This window comes from Rhizobium sp. 11_C7_N12_5 (assembly GCF_051811145.1).
GTDB classification, from domain to species: domain Bacteria; phylum Pseudomonadota; class Alphaproteobacteria; order Rhizobiales; family Rhizobiaceae; genus Rhizobium; species Rhizobium lusitanum.
On record NZ_JBPWPY010000001.1, the window covers coordinates 939,091 to 965,231 of the forward strand.

17 protein-coding genes are annotated in these 26,141 nt (G+C 58.3%); 10 read left to right on the forward strand and 7 right to left on the reverse strand.

Annotation, left to right across the window (positions count from 1 at the left end):
• Positions 1 to 17: 17 nt before the first annotated feature.
• From AB8B29_RS04565 to AB8B29_RS04595, 7 genes are all read right to left on the reverse strand, one after another.
• A complete protein-coding gene (locus AB8B29_RS04565) occupies positions 18 to 2,204 on the reverse strand; it encodes a glycosyltransferase family 2 protein (RefSeq protein WP_113118938.1) in 2,187 nt (728 codons plus the stop codon).
• Between the two features lie 54 nt (positions 2,205 to 2,258).
• Positions 2,259 to 3,365 carry a hypothetical protein gene (locus AB8B29_RS04570; protein ID WP_037194197.1) on the reverse strand — a complete coding sequence of 369 codons (1,107 nt, stop codon included), beginning with the start codon at positions 3,363 to 3,365 and terminating at the stop codon, positions 2,259 to 2,261.
• Positions 3,366 to 3,383: 18 nt separating this feature from the next.
• Entirely contained in the window at positions 3,384 to 4,241 is an 858-nt protein-coding gene (locus tag AB8B29_RS04575; RefSeq protein WP_439006173.1) for a hypothetical protein, read from the reverse strand.
• Positions 4,242 to 4,678: 437 nt separating this feature from the next.
• The gene (locus AB8B29_RS04580; protein WP_037194208.1) at positions 4,679 to 5,332 is read right to left on the reverse strand and encodes an ABC transporter ATP-binding protein; all 654 of its coding nucleotides are present in this window, start codon (positions 5,330 to 5,332) and stop codon (positions 4,679 to 4,681) included.
• A 13-nt stretch (positions 5,333 to 5,345) separates the two neighbouring features.
• Positions 5,346 to 6,626, reverse strand: a complete 1,281-nt coding sequence (locus AB8B29_RS04585) for a capsule biosynthesis protein (RefSeq protein ID WP_113118939.1) — start codon at positions 6,624 to 6,626, stop codon at positions 5,346 to 5,348.
• Positions 6,607 to 7,581 carry a hypothetical protein gene (locus AB8B29_RS04590; protein ID WP_439006175.1) on the reverse strand — a complete coding sequence of 325 codons (975 nt, stop codon included), beginning with the start codon at positions 7,579 to 7,581 and terminating at the stop codon, positions 6,607 to 6,609. The genes AB8B29_RS04585 and AB8B29_RS04590 overlap by 20 nt, the downstream gene beginning before the upstream one ends.
• Positions 7,582 to 7,832: 251 nt before the next feature.
• Positions 7,833 to 8,621 carry a class I SAM-dependent methyltransferase gene (locus AB8B29_RS04595; protein ID WP_234903716.1) on the reverse strand — a complete coding sequence of 263 codons (789 nt, stop codon included), beginning with the start codon at positions 8,619 to 8,621 and terminating at the stop codon, positions 7,833 to 7,835.
• Between the two features lie 731 nt (positions 8,622 to 9,352).
• Between AB8B29_RS04595 and AB8B29_RS04600 the strand changes: the two genes are divergently transcribed.
• The 10 genes from AB8B29_RS04600 to AB8B29_RS04645 all read left to right on the forward strand — a co-directional run bounded on the left by AB8B29_RS04600 (position 9,353) and on the right by AB8B29_RS04645 (position 26,102).
• Positions 9,353 to 10,531, forward strand: a complete 1,179-nt coding sequence (locus tag AB8B29_RS04600; RefSeq protein ID WP_037194219.1) for a polysaccharide biosynthesis/export family protein — start codon at positions 9,353 to 9,355, stop codon at positions 10,529 to 10,531.
• A gap of 353 nt (positions 10,532 to 10,884) precedes the next feature.
• A complete protein-coding gene (locus AB8B29_RS04605; RefSeq protein ID WP_113118941.1) occupies positions 10,885 to 18,351 on the forward strand; it encodes a type I polyketide synthase in 7,467 nt (2,488 codons plus the stop codon).
• 62 nt (positions 18,352 to 18,413) lie between these two features.
• Complete coding sequence (locus tag AB8B29_RS04610) at positions 18,414 to 19,772, forward strand: aminotransferase class I/II-fold pyridoxal phosphate-dependent enzyme (RefSeq protein ID WP_081938710.1); 1,359 nt, start codon at positions 18,414 to 18,416, stop codon at positions 19,770 to 19,772.
• Positions 19,773 to 19,789: 17 nt separating this feature from the next.
• A complete protein-coding gene (locus tag AB8B29_RS04615) occupies positions 19,790 to 20,644 on the forward strand; it encodes an SDR family oxidoreductase (RefSeq protein WP_037194223.1) in 855 nt (284 codons plus the stop codon).
• Positions 20,645 to 20,773: 129 nt separating this feature from the next.
• Positions 20,774 to 22,357 (forward strand): LTA synthase family protein, encoded by a 1,584-nt coding sequence (locus tag AB8B29_RS04620; protein WP_244655126.1) that lies wholly within the window; start codon positions 20,774 to 20,776, stop codon positions 22,355 to 22,357.
• Positions 22,350 to 23,648 (forward strand): capsule biosynthesis protein, encoded by a 1,299-nt coding sequence (locus AB8B29_RS04625; protein ID WP_439006176.1) that lies wholly within the window; start codon positions 22,350 to 22,352, stop codon positions 23,646 to 23,648. The genes AB8B29_RS04620 and AB8B29_RS04625 overlap by 8 nt, the downstream gene beginning before the upstream one ends.
• A gap of 338 nt (positions 23,649 to 23,986) precedes the next feature.
• Positions 23,987 to 24,253 (forward strand): hypothetical protein, encoded by a 267-nt coding sequence (locus AB8B29_RS04630; protein ID WP_439006177.1) that lies wholly within the window; start codon positions 23,987 to 23,989, stop codon positions 24,251 to 24,253.
• Positions 24,250 to 24,978 carry a hypothetical protein gene (locus tag AB8B29_RS04635; protein WP_439006178.1) on the forward strand — a complete coding sequence of 243 codons (729 nt, stop codon included), beginning with the start codon at positions 24,250 to 24,252 and terminating at the stop codon, positions 24,976 to 24,978. The genes AB8B29_RS04630 and AB8B29_RS04635 overlap by 4 nt, the downstream gene beginning before the upstream one ends.
• A gap of 18 nt (positions 24,979 to 24,996) precedes the next feature.
• Entirely contained in the window at positions 24,997 to 25,473 is a 477-nt protein-coding gene (locus AB8B29_RS04640; protein ID WP_047559956.1) for a hypothetical protein, read from the forward strand.
• Positions 25,474 to 25,622: 149 nt separating this feature from the next.
• Positions 25,623 to 26,102, forward strand: coding sequence for a hypothetical protein (locus AB8B29_RS04645; protein WP_439006179.1), 480 nt, complete (start codon positions 25,623 to 25,625; stop codon positions 26,100 to 26,102).
• The last annotated feature ends 39 nt before the right edge of the window (positions 26,103 to 26,141 follow it).

The following is a 26,141-nucleotide window of genomic DNA, read 5'->3' on the forward strand; positions in this document are numbered from 1 at the left end:
CGCAGCGATCGGCGCGTCTATGACATCGAGGGGATATGCAATCGTGTGGGGATCAGGATCCTGGGGTCCGATTTGTCCCGACTGTAGGCCGGATTGAGTGCGCGATCGGCGAACGTCTGCGTCGCATGCAGCCGCCGAAGGTTCTCTTTTTCCTGGTCGAACCGCTTCTTTCGCTCGCCCGACTTGTCCGATCCCCGCGATAGCGATTCGTGGTGGTAAAGGCAGGCAAAGGGTGTCCAGACGATGCGAAAGCCGGCCTTGTAGGCACGCAGGCAATAGTCCACGTCATTATAGGCGACCGCGAAATTTTCCTCGTCGAACAGGCCGATCTTCCGGAGACAATCGCCCGAAATCAGCATCACCGCGCCGGTCACGCAGGTCATGGAATTGCGGACATGGAGCCGGTTCATCGGGCCGCCGAATTCCCTAGGCTTGCTCATGTACCAATGGCCCGCCAGTCCGCCGAAACCAACAACGACACCTGCGTGTTGCAGCTTGTCATTCGCAAAGAGAAGCTTGGCGCCGACGATGCCGGTTCTGTCATAAGCGAGGCAGGATACCATCTCCTTCAACCAGCCCGGCTCGATGACTTCGACGTCATTGTTGAGGATCAGGTAGTGTTCGCCTGTTGCCGTCTTCAGGCCGCGGTTGACGGAGCGCGAGAAGTTGAAGGCTTCCGGCGAGATGACGGCTGAAAAGTGCGGCTGCGTCCGGCGATAGTGATCGTAAAGGTTAAGGACCGACTGATCCGTGGAACCGTTGTCGATGACCATGACTTCGAAGTTGGAATAGTCAGTCTTTTCGAAGAGATCACGGAGGATACGGGAGATCAGGTCGAGATTGTCCTTGCTGGGAATGATGATCGAAACCTTCGGCCAGTCGCGCGGCGGCTCGAACGTGACGCGATGCAGCGTCTCCGTGAGGGCTCCCTCGACCTCAATCGCCTGCTGTTGCCGTTCAAATCGCTCCGTCAGCGCCTTTCTGGCATTCGCGGTGGCGGCATCCAGGAACTTGCGCGAATAGGTCCTGCCATTGCGGCGCCACCAATAGGCCGGGTAGGGCAGGTGGAGGATGCTTTCCTCCGGAACTCTCTCCAGATAGCGCAGCAGCAGGTCGTAATCCTGAGAGCCATCGTAACCGGTGCGAAGATAGCCGATCTCGCGAAGCCGGCTGTGGCGATAGATGGAGAAGTGGTTGATGTAGTTGACGCCCGTCAGCAGGACGGGGTCGTAGGCCGGCTTCAGCATAACGCCCGTCGGCTTGAGTGTGTCGTCGACAACCAGCTCGTCCGTATAGAGGAAATTCGCGCCCGGATTTTGCTCCAGCGTGTGCCTGATCATCTTGAAGGCGTGGGGAGCGATGACATCGTCATGGTCGAGAAAGGCGATCCACTGGCCGCTGGCATGGGATAGTCCGGCATTGGTGGCCGCCGCGATCCCGCCGTTGCGATCGTTCAGCACGAGGTGGATATTCGCTTTCGATTGCTGCGACTCATACCATTGCCGTGTTTCCGGGGACGTCGAACCGTCATCGCTCAGGATGAGCTCCGTGCCATTCTCCGCTTGGGCTTCGAAGGACTTGACGAGATCGTCGAGATAGCGGCGCGGCGCATTGTATACGGGAACGACGACGCTCAGCCAAGTTCCGGCTGTTGCCGAGACCGGCGAGGCAACGAGATCAGAGGCTAGTCGATAGCTCGCGTCAGCATATTGCGTCGTCAGGTTCGCAGACCGCTTTCCGAAATTCAGCCTCGGTATCTTTGTCCAATGTTGCGGAAGCTTGCCGAGATCGATGCGCTCTGCCTTCCCCTCCATGCCGAGGAGATTTGAAATATGCCGTTCAGCGGATTTCGCGGAAGCGAAAGCCGTAACGTCAAAGCTGAATGTCGTCGGGAAGCTGACCGGATCGGCGCGCAGGGCGCAGATGGTGCCCACGGACCCTATGTCTGCCGTAACGACGAACCGCCGCCCTTCCGGCAGGGATGTCGCATCCTTCTCCCGGAAGCCGCGGCCGCGATTGACATAGAATTTCGGATCGATGGCTTCATCGGTCGCGGCAATATGAATGACGACCAGTCTCTTTCGGACGGGCGGAAACCTGATTTCGAATGCGGGATCATCGCCCACGGACTTCCAAAGATTGGAATTCGCATCGGCGGGGAGTTTACGCTCGAGGTCGGCGTTCGGTAAGATCTTGAGTGTCATCGATGTCTTTATATCCAGACGCCGGCAGCGCGCATTGTCTTCATGATTCGGGCGCTAAGCCACGTCGCCGAACGGTTCAAAACGTATACCGGGAAATGCAGGCGTCGCGTGCTGCCGCATTTTTTCGATCGAGCTTCTTGTCGCGTCGCGAGCAACCAAGCGACGCGCCCGATCGCTGACGAGCTGGTCGATTGCCGTCAGCCATTCTTCGTGGGTGTTGCCGATGTGAAGCTCTGCGGCCATTGCGCAGCGTGCAAATGTCGGGCAATTCGAGAATATGGCTGCGGCCTGCAGACGGCTGATATCGATCCGCTTCGTATCGGCGCGGCTCGCATTGGTCTTCCCCGAGAGGAGGGGAGCGAGCGCAATATCGGCGCTGTGGCGCTCTGTCCTGGCAAGATAAGCCGACCAGGGGAGTGGTGGAATGATCGTTATTCTCGACGGGTCGATTCCCTGGCGGCTCCAGCGGCGTGCAAGATTGCCATTGGCGAAAACCTCGAAATGCAGATTGCCATGCTTTTCCATCGCGGCCTTGACGATCGGCATGAGGAATTCATGCTCACGGCGGTGAATGCCGGTCGCATGGTAGACCATTTTCAGCGGCGCAATGGTCTCATCCCCGATATCGAGCGCGGCATCGGCCGGATTTGCCGGCATCGGTGCAAGGATATCGATCTGGTGGCCTGCCGTGGCCAGCGTCCCCGCCAGGGCTTCCGTGGACGTCCAGATATGTGTCAGCAATCGATTGACCCTTGGCAACGGACGGACGGCCAGTTTGATCAGTCTGAGCTTGTAAGGCCAGCTCGCCTCCTTGCCGGTGACAACGGCCCGGATGTCGTCATCGACGAAATAGGCCACGCCTGCAAGGCTGTCACGCCTCTTTTCCAGCCAGCGTAATTGTGGTTGCTTGATGTAGCGGCAGATGATGACGAAGAGCCCCTCGCTATCGACCGTATCCAGGGGATCATCAAGGCCCTTCATGATGACCGGAATTTCGTCGAGCGTCTTGGCTCGTTCGTCAAGATAGTAGCTGACGCTGGGATTGGGGTATCGTGAGAGGATGAGGAGCCGTTTTGCGGTGCGATAAGTGTCTTTCGCATATGCCCCCGATGGTCGCGGTCTTGGAAGCAGTCCGTAGATGATATCGCGCAGAATTTGCATGGGGCTGTCCGCGCGACCTTATACCAAACGGCTTCGGACGTTCGTCAGCGCCCCGACAACCGCACCCCAAATCAACAGCGTCGCGGCGAAAACGCCGCCGATCCAGAGCGCTCGTTTGGGATACTCGGCATCATCGGGCAAATCCGGTGCGAGAAATGTATCGAGATAGAGCAGCTGCTGCTTACTGACGAACTGAACCTGCTCAAGGGTTTTCATGCTCGTTGCGAACTGCTGCTCGGCGAGGCTCTGCTCGAGTTCACGTTGAGACATATCGACCGACACGTCGGCAAGGTTTTGCTCCGATTTGTTCTGCCCGGCAATTTGGCTGTTCAATTGATCCAGTTGCTTCTGCTTGCTGTCGATTTCGCGTTTAAGCACTTTCATCTGCGGCGCATCGGCCGAAACGGCTCCGAGCAGCGCGTCGTATTTTTGCTGAAGGCCTATCCTCTCCTTCTGCACGGACGAGATCAGATTCGTTATAATGGTCGATGCCCCCTCGACACTGAGGATGCCCGTTTGGTTGCGGGCGCTCAGAAGCTCTTCTCTGGTGTTCTGCAACTGGTTCTTTGCGTTATCCAGGTTCGTTTGGGCCGTCACGATGACATCGCGCCAGATGCGGTTGTTGACGTCGTTGACCACGGCTTCGGAGGCGGTGACGACCTCCTTCAGTATCTTCTGGGCGTCGCCCGCCGAAAAAGCGCGGGCCTTGACCGTCACGATGCCGCTATTGGCATCGATGCTCACGGAAATCATATCCTCCCAGTAACGAAGCAGCTTCTCAGAACTGGCATCCTTCTTCAGTCTCGCAATGGGATCGATCGTTTCGCGCCCGTAGATATTCTGCAAGTCGACCTTGCTGGTCAGGGCCGCCACCATGTCCTTGCTTTTGATGAAATTGGTGACGATCAGCGTATCCTGGACGATTTGCGTCGATGGCAGGCCGGTAGCCTTGGCCAGCTGGTTTTTCCCAAGCGCCGGCGTCGAAGACCGTACCGTAAAGCGCGTTTCCGATTGATATTGATCGGATGCCAGGAAGACGAAATAATATATCGAAGCGAGATTGGGGACGACAAGCAGCAGAAAAGTCGAGGCCAGGATCGCCTTGCTGATGATTTGCTGCATTGGGCGCGGCCGCAGGCCGACCGCTTTGAACAATTGGCTCCGCCTTGACGTCGAAAAACGCAATTTCCGCGCGGTCACGGAGAGATTCGCGGCCACGTTGCGACTGTGCTCAGTCGCGCTGAGCTGGACTGTTTCGGTCACTTTTCCGGTGTCGTGCGCCATATTGGGCCTTGCTGCCAATCCCTCGTGTCTTATCGGTTCAGTCTATAATAGGCTTCGATTGCCTGCTCTACCTCATCGAAGACGATAAGCCTGCCGTCGACAAGTACCATACCTTTGTCGCAATGCGTTTTGATCATGCCCATACTATGAGAGACCATGATGATATCGGAATTCTTGCGTCTGCTCTCGAATGCGACCCTGCAACGCTCCTGAAAGCGTGCATCGCCGACGGCGAGAACCTCGTCCACCAAGTAACATTCAAATTCTATGGCCATGGAGAGCCCGAAAGCCAGTCGTGCACCCATGCCCGAAGAATATGTCCGCACGGGCGCATCCAGATAGTCGCCCAGCTCTGCGAACTCTTCAACAAAACGGGATACGCGTCTCACATCCTCGCCATAGGCGCGGGCAACGAAATGGACGTTGGCCCGCCCCGTCATGAACGGATTGAAGCCGCTGCTCAAGCCCAGCGGCCAGGACACGCGCACGTCCTTTGTGATCGTGCCCGAATTGGCCAGCATCGTGCCGGCGATCATTCGTATCGTCGTTGACTTTCCCGCACCGTTGACGCCGAGCAAGCCATAGGAATAACCCGACTGGAACTCGCAATTCACATGGTCGAGAATGATCTTTTTGCCGCTCTGCGTCTTGAAGAACTTCGAAACGTTCTTGAAGCGGATCATCGGGCATCCCTACTCATATGCGATGATCCTGTACGGACGCCCAGATGAGTGAAAGCGTTGCCCAGGCAACGGTCAGAGCAAGCAGTATGATCAGCGGCGTGCTGACGCGACGCGGGAAAATTGCCTCGTCCGGCAGAGTTGGATTGACGAATACCGCAAGATAAAGCGTCTTGCGCAACGCTTCCGCAAGGACGGCATCGTAATTTTTCTGCGAACTCTCGTAGAGCTTTTCCGCGATCAAGCGATCGGTATCGAGTCTGGAATATTCCAGCAGCGATTTTGCAAGACTTTCATTTTCCGGGCCTGTCAGCTCGGTTTTCATCTTGTCTATCTGCGCATCCAAACTTTCCTTGGCCAGGTTCAGTTGTTGAAAGGTCGGGGAGTTCTCGGCGTTGGACTGTCGCATCACGAAGAGGCGCGTTTCAAATTCGAGCTTTTGTGCCAGCAGTCCGGTCAAAAGCGTGCCACTGTCCTTGGCCTGCGTCTGCGGGCTGAGAAGGCCGGATGCATGCTGGAATTGATTCAGTGCAATCAAAGTGTCGCCATAGGCTTTGCCGCTTTTCTCGACGTCTGCCTTCATGCTTTGGACGATGTCGTTGCGTGCACGTGTGGAAAGCTCGTTGATCAGCTTTTCGCTCTCCTGAATGATCGCATCGGCAAGCTTTACGGAATCATCGGGTGTGAACGTCCTAACCTTCAGCGTGATGATGCCCGAAGAGACGTCGATATAGGCGCTGACGTGATCGTTCCAGTATTTCAGAAATTCTTCGTCGGATTCCGAAGCGCGAAATCGCGACAGAAAATCCGCATCTCCCCTTGCAAACATCGACTTGTAGTCGAGGTTTGCGCCGATCCGTTTCAGTATTTCCGTAGAATGGATGAAGCTGGTGACGACATAGGCATCCTGCGAAGCGGAGCGCATGTTGAGAACACCGGATGCACCCGCGCCGCCGGAGGGGTCGCTCCCATCACTGTTGCCATCCGCACCGGAGACTGCGCGAACGGCAAAGCGGGCCTCCGCGACATATTGGTCCGAAGCAATGAAAGCATAATAGACCGAGCAGGCCAGAAAAGGCAGGATGACGAGCAGTAGGAAGCCAAGTAGCCGTAGTGGCGGCTTCCCACCGGATTGGGTTTCCGGCTCTTGTCCGTCATGGACCGGTATGTACTCGATTTCCTCGCGCTCGCGGCGTTGTGGGGAGCGCCGCCGGAACAAGGCCGGCAGTATCTGTCGGGCCGGCCTTACGCGCGGGTATTCTTCAACTATCGCGTCTTCAATGACTGGTTTTGGCATGTCGGCTTACAATCGTTTCGCGCAGCTCCGGCGCGGGTGGTTTCATCGCCTCACGCACATAGTGATCGAAAATCAAATCTTCCTCGAGCATAAGTTCGGCAATATGCAATGAACGCAGTTGTGCTGCAATGTTTTCAAGGGTGCTATGCCTCGAGGGCAACGGGAAATCGTCAATCGGAATCCCGAGCAACTCGCCAACCGCATGTTGAAAGTAAAGACTGTCGCTATCATGGCCCACGATGGCAAAACGCGACAGAAGATCGATCGCGGCGGCCACATCGCTACGCGTGACGAGCTGTTCCGGTATCGTCGTGGCCAGCTGGCGGGTGACCGGTGACACGAGAACGCTTCTGACATTTTGAGGCGCTTTCTTGAGCGCCATTTTGAGAGAGGCGTCGCTCTCAAGATCGACGTCGGCAAAATGCTCCGCAGCGGGCGCCAATATGATCTTGTCGCGGTCGCCGAAAAAGGAAATTTGAGTTCTTGCCATTCGTTTCAGAAGAAATATCCGCAGGGCCAATTCGTAATAGGGGTCAGTCAGCAGAACGATTGCCTTGAATCCCTTGTCGAGAAACTCTTCGTAGTTCCGCAGCAGCAGACGTCCACTGATATAGATCGACTGGATGGCGTTCAGATGAAAGGCCTGAAGCGCCGTCTCGTGACCGAAACGCTCTACGGACGGCAGCTCATATTGAAAGTGGCGGCCGCAGTGATAGTCGAATTTGACCATCGGCAGGAGCTGCGTTTCAAGCCGTAAAATCTTCAAAGGAATTGTTTGCGGGACTTGCGGCCGCCGGTAGATCAACAATCCTGACTTCGCGTCATGGATCATCAGCGATGTTCGCTCAGCCAGATCCGGGATGATCGTCGTATCCAACTTGAAGCCGACGCGGCCGTTTTCATGCCGTCCCGAATCAATGACAGCCTGTTTGAGCTGATCGCATGGCAGGATCATCAAATCGCCGTTCGCATCGGATACCCTGATGTGCGGCAGGTCGGAAAAGCCGTCGGGAATAAGATAACCCTCGAGAATGGTGCCGTGATCATATTCGAGATTAAAAAGCACGGATATTCTCCGGCATTTGTACTCGGTCGGCGCTGCTTGTCGCACTGTGCTCGAAAAACACCAGGTTACCGGTCGCGCCCCGAAGCACGTCAAGACGACCCGCGATATGGCTGATCTTGAATCCCGGCATTCAAACCTCGTCAGGAAGCATCAGGCGCTTTGCGCGCCAGCAGCGAAAAGCTCGGGCCGCCAGGGTGGTTCAGGTTTTCGTCCCTGATGACGATGTCGCTGTAACCGAGCTTACGCAACAGCATCAATATGTCATCCCGGTGCATCCAGAAATGCCGGTCCTTCATACCGCCGCAGAAAGACGCGTTGGCATTGGCGTGATGATAGCTTCGTTCGTAGTAACGTACGGGAACCCCGTCGACCATTCTGGTTTCGACTTTGCCGCTGAAAGGCAGGCGCCGCACGTCACCCTCGGGCATTGCGTCCTCCAGAACGAAATGCGTCCAGATGAAAACCGCTTTGGTCCGGCTTGCCAGCAGCCGCAGGAATTCCCCGGGATCGGCCATGTGATAGAGAACGCCGGATGCCAGCGCGAAGTCATAGGTCTCGTCGCGTTCCGTCAGCCACGACTGGATGTCGCCCAGCATGAAGGAAGCGGTATCGATATTCAGAATCTGCTTGGTGACGAGGCACCTCAGGAAACAGAGACGATTTGCTTCGATCGCGTCGATTCGCGCCGGGAGATGGCTGTGCAGCATATAGGTGTGCATTCCCTCCAATGGTCCCACTTCCAGGACCTTCTTGCCTTCGATAGATCCGAACGATTGCAGGGCCCACGCTATCCGGTCGTCTGCGTAGAGGGGCAGCGCTCCGGCATTCAAGTTGAGGGCAGGGGGAAAAGCACAATTCCAGCCGGAAAGGGCATCGATCGCATTCTGATGGCTTGGGATGCCTTGCTCGTACTGGTCGAATATTTCCAAAGGGTCCTTTGACGACTTTTTCGGCGATCGCTTTGAAAAACCAAGCATTGACATAACCTTTATTTCCATCGGTATTTGCCGATTTGGAGAAATTACCACGCCAGTTGCGAGTGACGTACTATTCGTCCCGTCAATTCACAACCCTAGCGGTACGATTGAGCGCCGCTGCCCATTTCCGAACGGCCAAGAGCACGCCTCTCCGGGCAGAAAACCACACCGCCGGACGCCAAGTAGATTCTATTTCTATCTTTACCGCTCAATGCTTCTCTGGCGGGACTGCCGGGCTCCGATAGTTTCTGAATTCTTGTAATGCGCTATTCCTGGAAACAGCGGTTTGGAATTGATGCCTTCTACAGGCACCAGCAAGCCTATGAAAAGCGGAGAAAATGCCGATTCGCAAAACATGGTTTCGTGACTCAGCTCGATTTCTCCTGATCCTATTGTTTAATAGATCATTTCATCATTCAGAAAATATTAATTTAAAATCTCCAAATAATATTGACATAAATTGCCTTATTCGCACTTGGCGCTTATACGCAGCGGGGTCGATTGTTCATCACATATCAGGTGTGTTCGGATGATCGCACCGAATTTTTTTGATGGCGCTTTAGGTTGAATGGGCTTGTTGACGGCCGCTCGTTATGCTTTCAAGGCGTCTACATATTTGATGCATACTATGTCGGTCTGAACCATCAGGTAACGGCGGCAGCTAATAATTTGGGGTTGTTCAATTGATTCGGGTTGGCGCCGTATTTTGCTGCGTAATTCTAGCTGGATGCAATTCCGTCTCGAGCGAAGGGCCGCTGGCCGGTGCGATCACGAGCGATGCGGGACAATCCAGCGCCGAGCTTGGACGCAAGAATGCCGCCGTTTTTGATATTGTCGACATCGACAGCCGTACCGCGCGTCTGGTTTCGGATTATGTTTCTTCCACACTCAACCGCCGGTTTGGTATCGGCGGTGGTGTCGGACGGGTAGTTATCGGCGTCGGCGACGCATTGAAGGTGACGATTTTCGAAGCGGGCGCTGATGGCTTGTTTTCGACGGCACAATCGAAACAGGTGTCGCTCGATATCGTCGTGCAGCCGGACGGGACGGCGGCCATCCCCTATGCCGGCTCTGTTCGGTTCGCGGGCAAGACACTCGAGCAGGCTCGCAAGGCGATCCTGGCGGCTCTGGCCACCAAGGCTGTAGAGCCGGATGTCATCGTGACGAGCACGGGTACGGCATCGCGAACTGTTACGGTTTCGGGCGCGGTCGGGCGTCCCTCGATGGTTCCCTTGGATCTGACCGAGGAAAAGATCACGCAAGTCATCGCCAAGGCCGGCGGATCAGTGACGCAGCCTTATGAAACCTATGTTACGCTGGTTCGCGGCAGCAGGACCGGGACGGTTCTGTTGAAATCGATCATCGAGCATCCGTCCGAAGATATCTATGTTCAACCTGGCGACCAGATCTTCCTGGTGCGTGATCCCAGAACCTTCACATTGATGGGCTCCGTTCGCGGAGACGGCCGTCTCGAGTTCGGCGCCAACGACCTCAATCTCCTCGAGGCTGTTGCCTTAGGTCATGGCGCCGACGATGACTCGAGCAACGCCAAGGGCTTCTTCCTGTTCCGTTATGAAGAGCCGGATATCGTCAGGAGCCTGCTTGGCCCGGCGCGATTCCAGGAATTGTTGCGCAAGGGAATGGTCGCGGACCCCAAAGGGCGTTATCCGATCGTCTATCGTTTCGACATGTCGCATCCGGACAGCTTGATCGTAGGGCAGACCTTCCCGGTCAAGAGCCGCGACGTCATCTATGTGTCGCGCCATCCCTCCGTCGACATTCGAAAGTTCCTGACCCTTGTCGGTACGCCATTGGGCATCGCTTCTCAGGGTGCTGCGACAGCGGTCAATCTGGGCCAGTAACGTCAAGAAATGGAGATTTCGCGGCTTCGCCAAGGTCTGCTTTTACCTCCATCGGCGCATAGACACCGACATATGTATGATCGTGACGGATCACGCCTTGTCGCCGGGGTGGAATTGATCCCTGAAGTGATGTGAAGAAATGTCCGCAACCGACTCGAGCGCGGAGCGCGTTTCAGACACAAGCACTGATGGTATCGAGGATAGCATGTTGCTTCGATTGTTGCACTGCCGCATATTGCGCTGTACACCCGGATTTTTGTCGGTGACAACCACAGATAATTGTGGTGTGAACAGTTGATAATGAAATTGAATAGTTCGGTACGACGCGCTTTGTAAAATATTGCTGAGAGATCATGACGGTTGAAATTATCGGACGCGCAAGCGTTGCCCCTGGGGCGGGTTCGATCGAAGAGCTTCAGCTCGTCCTCAAGGAAGGGCGTTGCACTGTAGGCCGCATACCTGAAGAGCGCTGGGACCTTGCGCGCTTTTGGCATCCGGCCATAGGCGTTCCGGGAAAGACCTATAGCTACTCCGCCGGCGTCATCGAGAATATATTCGCCTTCGATCCTGCGGTTTTCGGCCTTTCGCAACGCGAAGCGATGCAGATGGATCCGCAGCAGCGCATCCTGCTCAATGTCGTCTGGCGGGCCTTGGAAGATGCGAACTTGCCGATCGACGGCTTTGAAGGCCAGCGGGTTGGCGTCTACGTCGGGGCATCCTCTCTCGAGCATGGCAATCTGACCCTCGAGGACCCTGCATCGGGTGGCCCGTATTTTATGACGGGCAACACGCTTTCCATCGTTTCCAATCGCATCTCGCATATATTCGGTCTGCGCGGGCCGAGCATGACGATCGATACGGCCTGTTCGTCATCGCTGGTTGCGCTGGATCAGGCGGTACGGGCGTTGGAATGCGGTGAAATCGACACTGCGATCGTCGGCGGCATCAATGTTCTGCTCCACCCCATGTCTTTCGTGGGCTTTGCTCAGGCGCGCATGCTGTCGCCGGAAGGCCTTTGCCGCGCCTATGACGACAACGGCCGCGGCTACGTTCGTGCCGAAGGTGGCGCGGCGATCGTGCTGCGCCGGACCGACGTCGCCTTGCGCGAGAAGGATTGCAGCCACGCCAGAATCCACGCGGTCGGGGTCAATTCCTCGGGCCGCACCAACGGCATCTCGATGCCGTCGCGCGAGGCGCAGGCCGCTTTGCTGCGTTCGATCTACGAAGGGCACAATATCGACGTCAATCGCATTGCCTTCGTCGAGGGTCACGGAACGGGGACGAAGGTCGGCGATCCCGCCGAGATCTGGGCGATCGGCGAAGTTATCGGTCGCAATCGCCGGGCTCCGGTGCCGGTCGGGTCGATCAAGTCCAATATCGGGCATACCGAGCCCGCATCGGGTCTTTTCGGCCTTCTGAAAGCGATGATCGCGCTGGAGAACAACTTCTTGCCGGCGTCGCTGCATTTCGACCAACCCAACGAAAACATCGATTTCGACGGACTGAACGTTCGGGTCAACACCTCAGCTATCGAGCTTCTTCCGGCGAAGCAGGCGCGCTTTGCCGGCGTCAACTCTTTCGGGTTCGGCGGCACCAATGCACATGTCGTCATCAGCGACCCCGATCCGGTTGCGCCGCCCGAACCGCAAATCCGCGGTGACGGAATGGTTTTCGCGGCAAGCGCCCACACGGCCTCGGCGCTTTCGAAATTGCTCGAGGACTACAGGACGCGCCTCGAACATGCCGAGCCCAAGGAGGCTCGCCAGATCGTCGCTTCGGCTGCAGCCAATCGCGAACCGATGCGCCATCGCTTCGCGGCGCGTGCCAAGGACAGCGCTGCGGTGCTGGCGGCGATCGAGGCACACCTCACCGGCAAGAGCTCCGTCGGCGAGGCCGGTGAAGCCCCGGCACAACCCGCCAAGATCGCCTTTGTCTTTTCCGGCAACGGCTCCCAATGGGCAGGCATGGGCGTCGGCGCCTATGAGGAAAATCGTCATTTCCGGCAGTGTTTTCAGTCATTCAGCGCACTTTTTGAATATTATCTGGGCGAGAAGCTGACGGATCTTCTGGTCGCCCCGGATCTTGCCTCGCGTCTGGCCGATACCAAGATTGCGCAACCTCTATTGTTTGCGGTCCAGGCTTCCCTTTCGGATTGCCTGTGGGCCATGGGCGTCAAGCCTGATGCCGTCTTCGGTCACTCCGTCGGCGAAATCGCCGCCGCCTACGCCGCCAAGGCACTGACAGCTGCCGAAGCGGTTGCCATTGTCGCCAAGCGTTCGCTGCATCAGGATCTTCTCGCCGGCGAAGGCAAGATGGCGGCCGTGGTCCTCAACGAAGAGGCAGCGCTTGCTTTCGCAAGATCGCATGGTCTCGACAATATCTGTGTCGCTGCGATCAATGCACCGAATTCGGTAACGATTTCCGGCCCGGTCAGCGAGATCGAGGCATTCAGGGATGCTGCGCGCAAATCTCAGATCGTGGCGCACATCCTCGACATCAACTATCCTTTTCATCATCCGATCATCGATCGCGCCAAGGATGCCTTCCTCGCGGATCTGCCCGATGTGGCGCCGGATAGCGGCACAGGGACCTTCATTTCGACCGTGACGGGCGAACTCAGCGATGGACGGTTGCTGGATACGCAATATTGGTGGCGCAATGTTCGCGATCCGGTGCTCTTCAAGGCTGGCTGTCAGGCCGCCATGGCGATGGGATGTAATCTCTTCGTTGAAATTTCGCCGCGCCCGATCCTTTCCAATTATGTAGCGGAGATCGCAAAGCAGGCATCGGTTCAAGTGGTCGCGATACCGACGCTGCTGCGCGAGGGGCATCTTGCCGGTCACGATCCGGTTTCGCAATCATTCGCCCGCGCGGTTGCCAACGGCGCGCCGGCGTTGCGTGCGCGAGGCAGCGCCACGCGCAATGCTTTCGTCAAGTTGCCGCCGTTGCCGTTCGAACCGATGGAGCTGCGCACCCAGCCGACAAGCGACGAGATCGATATTTTCGGCCGCGATCGCAAAAGCCCATACACTTTGCTCGGCTGGCGGACTGATATCAACGGCTCGAACTGGAAGAACCATCTCGACGCCCATCTTTTCGCCGACCTTGCCGAGCACGTCGTCGACGGCAAGGCGATCATGCCTGGGAGCGGTTTCATCGAGATTGCCGTTACGGCCGCACAGCGATATTTCGGGACAGACGAGGTCGAGATCGGCAATCTCGAGATCGTCCGGCCGCTTGAACTGCGCCCGGATCGCATGGTGGAGCTGTCGACGATCTTGTCGCCCGAGACCGGGGACATCGAGATCCGGTCGCGTGAGCGTCTGAGCAATGACGACTGGACCGTTCACGCCGTCGCGCGCTGCCGCAAGCCGCTTGGGGGTGAGGACCTCGGCGGCCATGTCGAAAGACGGGCCAAGGAGCGTAAACTCGTTCTGACCGCCGAAATGACCTACCAAACGGCCGAGCGTTTCGGCCTGCACTACGGCCCGCACTTCCAGCTTCTGTCGAAGGCTGTTGCGTTCGGCCACGATGTTATCGAGGTGGAACTCAATCCGGCGGCAGCACCCTCGCATCCGTTCGGGGCATATAATCTCAATCCCATGTCGGTCGACGCCGCGTTCCACGGGCTTGTGGCGCTGTTCGATCAGCTCTCCGGAGACGAAGCCGGTGCGCCCTATATTCCGGTTCGCTTCGGCGCGATCAGGGTTTTTGGCAAGGGACGGCCTATCGTCAAAGCGACGATCGAGATCGATCGGTTCAGCGCGAATTCGATCAAGGCCCGTTTCCGCCTGTTCGATGCGGGCGGCGAGCAGATTGTCATTCTTGACGATTGCCGTTTCCGCCGCACGCATCTGCGCCGCCGCGCGACACTTGATTCCGTCGCATTTCATTATGAGAGCATTCCTTCGACCGTCTTTGCCCGCCGCGAAAGTTCGGGAACGGTACTGCCTGATAGTTTGCCTGTGCCTGGCGCCGATCGGGACCATTCGCTCAACAATGCGACCCTTCTTCTCGACGCCGCGATCTATCGTGCCTGCCACGAGATCGCCTTGGCGGTTGCCGACAGGAGTGGCGTCGTCTCGTATTCCAGTCTGCCCGGCGAGCCCGAGTTCAGATCCTTCCTCGTAAACTGCCTCTATATTCTCGAGGATGCCGGCATAGCCTCGGCAAAGGGTGGCGATTGGGATATTCCGCGGGAACCGACATTGCCGCCGGTGGCCGAGCTTCTGCAGGAGATTTATCGCGAGGACGCTGGCCGCGTGGCCGAAACCGTTCTCGTCAACAATGCCTATCGCGAGACGCTTGACCGTCTGGCGGCCATGCGCCCGCATGTCTTGGGGCACGAATCCTCGGCATCGGGGATAAATGCGCCGAGTGCAGCGACGCTGGAGCATGTGCTCGTTCAATCTCCCTTGAGCGAAAGACGGCTCTCGATACTAGCGGCAGCGTTGACGTCGTCCATCGAGGCCAATCCGGAAACCATCGGGCATATTCTCGAAATAGGCTCGGTATCGCCGGCCTTCAGCCGCAGATTGGTTGCGATCGCGGCGGCGGCAAGTGCCTGCCTGATCATTGCCGAACCGCGCGAGCAGATGCGCCGCGCGCTGGAAATCGCCTTCGAGCGCGATCCGCATGTGATCGTGACCGAACCGGCCAAACTGGCGGATCGAACGGTCGCCGACATCGTCGTTGCGTCTGGTGATCAGGCCCAGCATCTTCTGCGGCACGACGACGGCGTCAGGGCGATCGTCCGGAGGACCGCGGCCCATGGCGGGCAGTTGCTGCTGGCCGATCGCGCACCGAGCGCCTTCAACGATTTCGTCCTTGGTCTGTCGGAAGGCTGGTTTGCGGACAGCCAGTCGCCGGAATTCCCTGTCGGGCGGCTCGGCACGCCGCAGCAGGTCGAGAATCTTCTGGCCACCCTGGGCTTTACCAAGACGCATGTTCACGAACTGACCTTTCCGGACGGCGCGTTGATTGCTGTGACCGCTGCCGCGGAGCGTCAGTTGGAAGCAAATGGACAAGCAGATGCCGCGAACCCGATGCTGATTTTGTCCGAACAGGGCAAGAAGGGCATAGGTAGGCTCGATAAGCGAACGATCGTCATCGATGTCGGCACGTCACCCGTAGATATTGTCGGCGCGCTGGAAACTCTCGACCGCGAACCGCGTCGGGTCGTCTATCTGGCGGATGGAAAGCGCGATCGTGATCCGACCGACTTGTCGCTGGCTCGTCTTTCGATATTCACCGAATTGGCAGACGCTTTGTCGCGACATGGCGATGGCGGAAGGCCGCGGCTGGTCATTGTCGCACCAGGCGGCTCGCCGCTCGCCAGCGCGTCCATCGATGTTGCCAATGCCGGCCTATGGGCCTTCGCACGCGTTCTCCAGAACGAGTATGACGGCTTCGACGTGCATCTGTTGGACGCCGATGCGAATGACAGGCGGACGATTTCTTCCGTCGAGATGCTTCTGGCCGCGGAGACGGATAACAGAGAGTGGATTCTGGATGGCTCCACGGGAGAAATCCGGGAAATCAGGGCCGCTGCTGGTCCCTTCGCCGCCGTCGAAACGAACCGCCACAACATTGCCGCCGCGACGATCCGGCAGCATGTAAGCGGTCGTCTGGATAGCCTGGCCTGGGAGGAAACAAACCTTCCTGTGCCGGAGGCGGGGGAAGTCGTTGTTGCCGTTGAGGCCACCGGCCTCAATTTCCGCGATGTCATGTGGGCGATGGGCCTTCTGCCGGAAGAGGCATTGGAGGACGGCTTTGCCGGTGCCACGATCGGCATGGAGTTCGCGGGGCGAATTCTGGCGGTGGGAGATGCGATCGACGATCTGCAGCCGGGCGACAAGGTCATGGGCATCGGCCCTGCGGCGTTTTCGACCCATGTGCATGTCCGCCGCGATGGCGTGACCAGGCTGCCGGAGAAGATGGAAACCATTGCTGCCGCGACGGTACCGGTCGCCTTCCTGACGGCCTACTACGCGATGGTCGAACTGGGACGCATTCAATCGGGCGAAACCATCCTGATCCATGGAGCCGCCGGCGGCGTCGGTCTTGCCGCGCTCCAGATAGCCAAGCTCAAGGGCGCCAAGGTGATCGCAACCGCCGGCACGGTCGAGAAGCGTCGCTTCCTCGAAATGCTCGGTGCCGATCATGTGCTCGATTCGCGCTCTCTGGATTTCGTCGCGGGCGTCCGTCAGTTCACGCGCGGCGAAGGCGTCGATCTCATTCTCAATTCGCTTTTCGCTGAGGCGATGGAGCGCAGCATCGAACTGGTCAAACCCTTCGGGCGTTTCCTGGAGCTGGGCAAGCGCGACTACTATTCCGACCGCAAGATCGGCCTGCGCCCGTTCCGGCGCAATGTCAGCTATTTCGGCATTGATGCCGATCAGTTGCTGGTCAATGTGCCTGACCTGACGCGGCGGATCTTCGCTGAAATCGGTCAGCTCTTTGCAGAAGAAAAACTGACGCCGCTGCCTTACCGCGCCTTCGATTATGATGAAATCGGCAACGCGTTCCGGCTGATGCAGAATGCCGGCCACATCGGCAAGATCGTCGTGCGGCCGCCCGTCATCGGTATCGATAGCGTCCTGCCAGCGCCGGCAAAGGTCTTGCGTTTCGATTCCGAAGGCATCTTCCTGGTTGTCGGCGGCATCGGCGGTTTTGGACTTGCCGCCGCCGATTGGCTTGTCTCCAAGGGTGCGCGCCGCATCGCTTTGTGCTCACGCCGGGGCGAAGCCGATCCCGAGACGAAGAAGGGAATAGGCGAGTGGGCAAAGCATGGCGCAACGACGACGCTGCACGCCTGCGATATCACCGATGAAGCCGCTGTCGAAGCGTTGCTGGTCTCGCTTCGTACCGAAGGTGTGTTGAAGGGCATCATTCATGCCGCCATGGTCCTCGACGATGCGCTTCTTGCCAACCTGACGCCGGAGCGCAATCGCCCGGTCGTAGAGGTCAAGATACGCGGCGCCGAAATCCTCGACCGGTTGACGCAGAAGGACAAGCTGGAACTCTTCCTGCTGTTCTCGTCGGCGACGACCATGCTCGGCAATCCCGGGCAGGCGAACTATGTGATGGCGAACGGCTATCTGGAGGGGCTGGCGCGAGCGCGCCGCGCGGCAGGCAGGTCTGCGCTCGCCGTTGGTTTCGGTGCTATCGCCGACAAGGGGTTCCTTGCCCGCAACGGCGAGGTCAACGAACTGCTGTCGAAGCGCATTGGCAAGGCCGCTCTGAAGGCCCGCGACGCCTTGGAGCAGGTCGAGCGCTACATACTGGCCGATACCGGCACGGTCGATGCCGCAGCCGTCATGATCGCCGAAATCGACTGGAACGCCGCCCGCCTGCTGCCAATTGCCGGCCGGTCGCTGTTTGAGCCGCTGATGCGCCATACCGGCAGCCATCAATCATTGAACGAAGGCGACGCCATCGATCTCAGGGAGTTGATCAAGGGCAAGTCGGAAGAGGAGGCGCAGGCCGCTCTTCATGCGCTCGTTGCCTTTGAGATTGCCGCGATCCTGCGTGTGACCGAGGATACCGTGACACCCGACAAGGTCCTGAAGGATATCGGCCTCGATAGCCTGATGGCCATGGAGCTCGGCATGAGCTTTCAGCAGAAGACCGGCTTCGACATTCCCCTGAGTGGCGTAGGCGAAGGCACGACCGTCAGCGATGTGGTCAGCCGTTTGCGTGACCGTGTCATGAATCGCGGCAGCGACGAGACGGAGGGCTCCGCGGTGAACGAAGACCAGGTGGTCGAACGTTTGGCGCGCAGCCATGCCGGGGAGCAGGAAAAGAGAGTCGCCCAGTGACGACGCAAGATGCCGATGGCGACAGAGCGGTGGAACAGACGAAAAGCAACCTGCTGGAACAGATGCGTCGCGTCGGTGAGTCTTCGGGGCGCAATCGGGCCGAACGCTTGAATAGGCAATCGCAGCCACAGCATCGTCAGGCGGCGCGCTTCGAGGATCTGCCGGAATACAAGCGCGTCGAGACGCAGCGCATGGCGGTCGCGATGTTGGGTGTCGGCAATCCTTTTTATCGCTCCCACGACGGCGCAGCCGGTGCGACGACCCGCATCGGCGGGCGTGAGTTCATCAACTTCGCCTCCTATGATTATCTGGCGACCAATACCGACCCGCAGGTCGCGACGAGCGCCAAGCAGGCCATCGATCGTTTTGGAATCTCCGCGTCCGCCAGCCGCCTCGTTGCCGGTGAGCGGCCGGGGCATGTGGAACTGGAACAGCGGCTTTCCCGTCTCTACGGCGTCGATGCCGCGGTTTGCTTCGTCAGCGGCTACCTGACCAATGTCGCGACGATCGGTTGTCTGATGGGACCGCAGGATCTGGTCATCCACGATGAGTTCATTCACAACAGCGCGTTGGCTGGCATCAAGCTCGCGGGTGCCGTGCGCCGGCTTTTCAAGCATAACGACGTCGAGAATCTCGAGGGCATTCTGAAGACGCTCTCGTCCGACTTCCGTCGTATCCTCGTCATCGTCGAGGGCGTGTATTCGATGGATGGCGATGTCGCCGACCTGCCGGCTCTGCTGGAGCTGAAGGCGCGCTACGGTTTCTGGCTGATGGTGGACGAGGCGCATGCGCTCGGCATCCTCGGCAAGACGGGTCGCGGCACCTTCGAGCATTTCGGGCTCGATCCGCGTGATGTCGACATCTGGATGGGCACGCTGTCGAAGACGACGTCGAGCTGCGGCGGCTATATTGCAGGCAGCAGCGCGCTTGCCGATATCCTGAAGGCGGAGGCGGGGGGCTTCGTCTACAGCGTCGGTCTCTCGCCGGTTCTCGCCGCCGCCGCCATCGCCAGCCTCGATATCCTGCAGGCCGAGCCTGAGCGAACCGAGCGGCTCAGGCGCAATGGCCACCTGTTTCTCGAATGCGCGAAAGCGGCGGGTCTCGATACCGGCCTGAGCGTCGGTTACTCGGTCGTGCCGGTCATTGTCGGCGATTCGCTTCGTGCTGCCCAGCTCTCGAACGATCTGCTGGCGGAGGGCATCAACGTGCTGCCCATCATCCATCCGGCCGTGCCGGAGGGAATGGCGCGGCTGCGCTTCTTCATCACCTGTAACCACACCGAGGAGCAAATCCGCCGTGCAGTTGCGCTTACCGCGAGGAAACTCAAGGATTTGCAGGACAGGAATTTCGGTCTGGCCTCGCTCGACATGGACAAGATGATGCAGTTGCTGCCGACGAGCCAAGCCGCAGGCAGGCCATAACTTAGGACGATCATTGCATGCATGTTATCGTCACCGGAGGCTCAAGCGGAATCGGTCTGGCGATAGCGAAACTCTATGCGACCAGAGGCGATCGAGTATCGCTTCTCGCACGCCATCCTGGGCGGCTTGAGCAGGCGCGGGCGGAGATCATATCGCTTTCCGGCATCGACAGTGCCCGTGTTCAAATAGCCTCCGTCGATGTGGCTTCCGCTGATCAGACCACGGCTGCAATAGAGATCTGCGAAGCGTCGTTCGGCCCCTGCGATATTCTGATCGCCTCCGCCGGCATTGTCGAACCGCGCGCTTTCGACGCGATGTCGGCCTCCATCTTCGAAGAGCAGATTTCCATCAATTTCCTCGGAACCGCAAATGCGGTGCGCTCGGTCTATAGGGGCATGAAGGCCCGCCGCAGCGGCAGGATCATGATGATTTCCTCCGGCGCTGCGTTGGTCGGCATTTTCGGCTACACGGCCTACTGCGCTTCCAAGTCGGCGCTGGTCGGCTTTGCCGAAGCCTTGAGCGCCGAAGCCGAGGCTTTTGGCGTCCGCATATCCATCTGCTTCCCGCCCGATACGCTGACACCGCAATATCGGCGGGAAATCTCCATGCGACCCGCCGAAGCGAAAATCCTCATGGGCTCTGTCAAGCCGTGGAGCGCGGAGGCGGTGGCCGCGAGAATCGTTCGCGGACTGGAACAGGGCAAGGCGAAAATCCATTTCGGTTTTTCGCTGGCGGCGCTTGCTTATTTCGGGCCGCTGATTAAGCCGCCGCTGATGTGGTTTATTTCGCGGAAAACGAGAAAAATAATTGGGCAAGAAGCAACGGAAAGCCTTGCCGACGTGACCGACAGAGGTTTTGATCATGGTAAGTAATACGAAATAATCGTCAGCGTTGTGCTATCGGCACACATGGCCGGAAAAAAGTGAGCGAGGGAATCGGCGCCCGCGCTTCACGGGTTGAAAAACGCTGCTGCAGACAGCGGGCATTTGGATGACATAGTCTTGAAACTTCATGATTTTCCAATTCTTTTGACTCTTGCCGGCTTCGCGTTTTCCTGCGTCGTGGTGTTTCTTACCGATAGCCTCGCAATGCCGGCGGCCATCAATGCGCAGAATCGCACCGAGAGAAGCTGGCAACGCCTGATTTACGATTGGGCGGCCAGAATTCCCGTTATCGTGCTGATTTATGCCGCCTTCTTTGCGATTTCCTGGCGTCCGATCTACAGCACCCAGGCGGTCATCAGCTTCTTTGTCATCTTCACCGGGATTTCGCGGGCAAAGTTCGAGTTCATCCGGGAACCCTTGGTCTTTTCAGACATCGCGCTTGTGGTCGACGTCTTCAAATACAAGGAGATTTTCTACGCGACGTCGCTGAATATCTTCTTCTGGGTAATCGCCTTCGGCTACGTCTTCGGCCTCAGCGGTCTCTATATGTATTGGGAACCGTCTGTCCTGCCGGCCGAGAACGGTGTTCTTTGGATTCTCCTGATGTTGGCCGTCGCCTTTTCGCCATGGCTTGCCCTGTTCAGCAGGATCATCAGCGAGCCGGTTTGCCATTTCACGCAGAGGTTTCTCGGCAAGGTCGACGTCAAGATGGATACGGTGCGATTCGGCACCTTCGCTTCGGTCGTCTTTCATTTCGTCATCTGGGTCGGCGTCAGACGCGAGGCGATCGTCACGCAGCTGTCGGAGCGCTTCATTTCAGCGCTGCAGGAGCTGTGGGAGCATGGCGACGACGAACCGCTCGTCGTCATATGGCAATCCGAATCCTTCATCGACCTAAGGCATTTCGGCGTCGAAAGCGTCAAGCTTCCCAATCTTGACCGGCTGCGCGCTCAGGCGGCTCAATGGGGCCGGATGACCAGCGTCTTCGAGGGGGGGTACACGCTGCGCACCGAATTTGCGATGCTGAGCGGGCTGCTGCCCGAAAACGTCCATATCGATGCGAGCTATCCCTATCTGCGCGCCAGCCACTACAAGGACGTCGTCTGGCCCGCACGGCTGAAGAAGGCCGGTTGGAAGACGCAGTTCATTCACCCTTACGACAGGACCTTTTTCCTGCGCCACAAGGCACTGCCGCAGCTCGGCTTCGACCGGATGATGATGCTGGATGAATTCGATCACAATCCGGAGCGCGATGGCCCCTATGTCAGCGACCTCACGCTGACGAAAAGCGTGATCAGGGCGATCGACGAGGATGGCACCGCCAAGAATTTTGTCTTCGTGGCATCCATGGCGAATCACGGCCCCTGGGAGCCCGGCCGATGCGGCGATCTCGTCAATCCGGTGGATATCTATAGCGAGCTTTTGATGCGCGCCGATCATGCGCTCGGCAATCTCGCCCATCATCTCGACAGGCTGGATCGTCCGGTCTGGCTATTGTTCTATGGCGATCACGCGCCCTTGCTGAAGGCTTTTGCCGATCCTTTCCCGGATCCGCGCACCGATTACATCATCGTTCCTCTAGGGCGTGCGCGGGCGCACACGCAGAGGCCGAAACCGCCGCAGGAAGAAGCGCCCTGGAACCTCATCGGCACCTTGCTGCGCTATGCGGGCCTTAGCACCGAGGTTCCGGAGAATGGCTGAAGGGCAGGGGCCCGGAGGCGTTTCCCCGCGAGTGTTTCTCTTCCTTCAGGGGCCGTCCTCGCCTCTATTCGTTGAGATCGCCAGGATATTGCAGGCCGCAGGCAGCCGATGCATCCGCATCAATCTCAATGCCGGGGATTGGATATCCTGGCGTTGGGGGCATGCCGTGAGCTACCGCGGCGATTTCACCGGCTGGCGCGACTATATTCACAGCCAAATCGAAGCCCACGGCATTACGGATGTGATTCTGCACGGTGAAGAACGCCCTTATCATCGCGTCGTCATCGAAGAAGCACAAAGGCTGGGTGCCAGCATCAACGTCGTGGAGATGGGATATTTACGGCCGGATTGGGTGACACTCGAGCGTGACGGGCTGTCTTCCAATTCCCACTTTCCGGCGGACCCCGCCTATATCATCGAGGCGGCGGCGAACCTGCCCGAGCCGGACTGGGCGCGGCGCTTCAGTCAGTCGTTCCTTGCCGAAGCGCTTTACGACCTCGCCTACTATCTGCCGACTGTTTTTCTGTGGTTTCTCTATCCCGGTTACCGGCGGCACGGGCTCTACCATCCGCTGATGGAGTACGCCGGCTGGCTGCGCAGGCTTCCCTCAAGCGACAGAAGGGCAGGCGAGGCGGAAAGCACTATTGAACGGATGATCGGCGGTGGGAGGCGATTCTTCGTCTACCCTTTGCAGCTTCAGACGGACTATCAACTGCGTTCGCACTCGCCCTTCCATCGGCAAGAGGATGCCATCAGGCTGATTCTCCGGTCCTTCGCCGCGAATGCGGCGCCCGAAACGCATCTTGTCGTCAAGCTGCATCCGCTCGACAACGGGCTCGTCGATTGGAAAGCCTATATCGCTCAAATCAGCGCATCGTCCGGTTTGTCCGACCGGGTTCATTTCATCGATGGCGGAAATCTCGAAAAATTAACCGCCGCAAGCCAAGGCATGGTGACGGTCAATTCCACGGCGGCATTTTCAGCTCTGCAGGCGGATAAGCCGGTCAAGGTCCTCGGCACGGCCGTCTACGACATGGCGGGGCTGACTGATCAGAAGCCCTTGGATCGGTTTTGGCTGGATCCGGAACTGCCTTTGGCAGAGCTCCGCGACGCATTCTTCAGGCTGCTTGCTGCAAGCGTGCAAGTGCGGGGCAATTTCTGCTCGAAGGCGGGCGCGCGGGCGGCGGCCGCACGGATTGCCGAAAGATTGCTGTCAGGAACGGTCAACCTGCCAGGCGCCTACATGGATAAGGCACCGCGGCAGAAGCCAGAGAAGGTCCATATACCGTGATCGCCCGAAGCATCGGCGATGCGACCCTGAAATTGACATGGCAGCCGCTTATATGCGGAATTGCAATAAACTTAACGCAGCGATTCGACGTTGGGATAGAGAACACAGAACTGTTTGCCGGGAGCAAACGTCATGGATGGCAGTAAGATGGAAAGATTTATGCTGAAAGAGCTGCTTATGATCATAGCGGCTCTCGTGCTCGTTTCCGTAGTGCTTCTGACGATCGTCATCACCGGCAATTATTGAGCGGCGCGCCATAGCGCCTTCGAAAAGCATTTCGCCAGAGAGCAATTGATCTGCTTCCGACACAATAATCTGATGAAAAATAGATCTGAAAAATGGTGGGCGATGAGAGCCCACAAGATAACCGGAAAAACAATAGTTTAACGGTAAGTGAGACATCTAAGAAAGTTGAGGCTTTTCAGTCTTTTGTAAATGGCAGTGTCTCATCAATCGACGATGCTGCGCGCTGGCTTGTCCTCAATCGTTCGGCCGTTGTTGGCCCGGTTATCCCCTTCCTGAAGGAAAAGTTCGGCCTATCGAACCCTGAAGCTGTCGAGGTGACGAAGGCCGCTCATGTGCTGCAGTACGGGAAAGCGCGATGACCGGCTCTTTCCCAGTCAGCAACGCGCTGCTGCGCACGCGCCTTCTGTCGCGCCCATACGACGACCGCGACCGCTACTTTGAAACAGGACAGGGCACGAGGCCCGCGAGCAAGGCATACGAAAAGCAATCGTCGGCACGGGCGGCTGAGCGCGTTGTAGCGCGAGCCCGCCGCCGTCCGGTCACCAGCGAGCAGCGCTCCAAGGAAATTCAGCGCCGCCGCACATGGTCGAGTGCTGGCAACATGCCGCCTGAAATCCGCGCCTGCTATTCCGAGGCCGAACGTGCAGCCCTCTGTGTAATTGCCAAACGTTGCAGCGAAAAAGGCTTCTGTGATCTCTGCATTGATGAGATCGCACGTTTAGCCGGCGTTGGTCGTACGTCAGTGCAGAACGCTCTTCGTAAGGCGCGCTCGAAGGGCGTTGAGCATATCTCCGTTCGAGAGCGCCCGCAGCGATCCGGCAAGAGCCTTACCAACATCATCAAGATTGTTTCGTCGTCGTGGCGCGGGTGGATCGAGCAGGTCATAGGGTTCAAACGTTTGAGCACTTCACTGACTCAAATAAAAACCTCTCCTTCCAAGTGTGTGGAAACTGAAAAATCGGCTTTTGAGAGGGAGTATGCAGCTTCCGTCCGAGAGCCCTCAAATCAACCGCCCACACGGCAGGCACGGTCCGCTGAGAAATGGTCGCGCTACTGGCGCACCTCGACCGCAGCGCGCGGTTAGGTCACCGAGGCGCGGGCAATGGCCGAACTGGATACGAAAACAATCAAAAGGCTGCGCAAGCTCCTGCCGATGCTGACCAGTGACCAGCCGGGGGAAGTCCTCGCCACTGTGGCAGCGATCCTGCGAGCCTTGAGCGGTAAAGACGCTTCGATACACGATCTGGTCGCGGCATTGGGTAGGCCGCGAAAGCCGCGCGTCATTGAGCGGATTGTCTACCGTGATCGTATCGTGGTGGAAGAGAGGATCGTCTACCGCGACCGCGAGGAAGCACCCAAAGAGCTTGTCGGCGCGGCCATGTCGGCTGATGAGGTGTTGAAGACGACGCGGATGCTGCTTGCGGACGCCTTCCTGAATGATCGGGAGCACGGCTTCGTTTGCAACATGCTGGCGCGCGCCGAATGCGGGGGCGACCGGTTCGCCATCACACCAAGGCAATTCATCTGGCTTCAAGAGTTGACGGTTCGTCATCGCGAAATGGAGGCGGCGTATGGCTGACACCCGCCCCCATTCAGGGACCGTGCGACCAAAGAGCCTGCTGGACGGGCCTGGGGGACTGCGCGATTTCGTCAGTTGCACCCTTTGCAAGCGGTACACGGATACACGTGTGCACACGTGTTTTGCACGCATCTGCACGGGTGGCGACCGTGACTAAGGCAAGCACCGATCCGAGAACGACGCTGCGCTGGTTGGGGCAGGTCGCGCAGTATGTGGCGGCGGGCCGTCCGCTCCCTTACCACCTCTCGCTCTTCATGCTGCAAGGGCTTTCACCCTTCCTCGAAACGGCTGGCGAAATCTCGCTTGATCAGGCGTTCGGAACGCGCCGGCACGGCGGTATCAGTGCCGCCAATGCCGTGAAGAACGCCCAGCGCGACGACATGTTGCGGCACCTGCGCAACATTCACCCGGAGTGGAGTGCCTTGGCTCCGAGCGTTGCCAGCCGCCGCATGCGGCAAGCCTTCGAACGCTACGAGGCCGGGCGCTGGAAACGCGAGAAAAGCGCCACCTCCGCGCCTTCCTCAGAGCCGGCGACCACCTTTTGGCGCGTCCTCAACGCCGGGATGCGCATGCCGCAAGAAGCCCGCCTTCGCCAGATCCTCGAACGTGAAATTCAAGAGGCTGTTTGAATTTCAGGTCGCGGGCGGGATTTTCCAAATCATCAACGG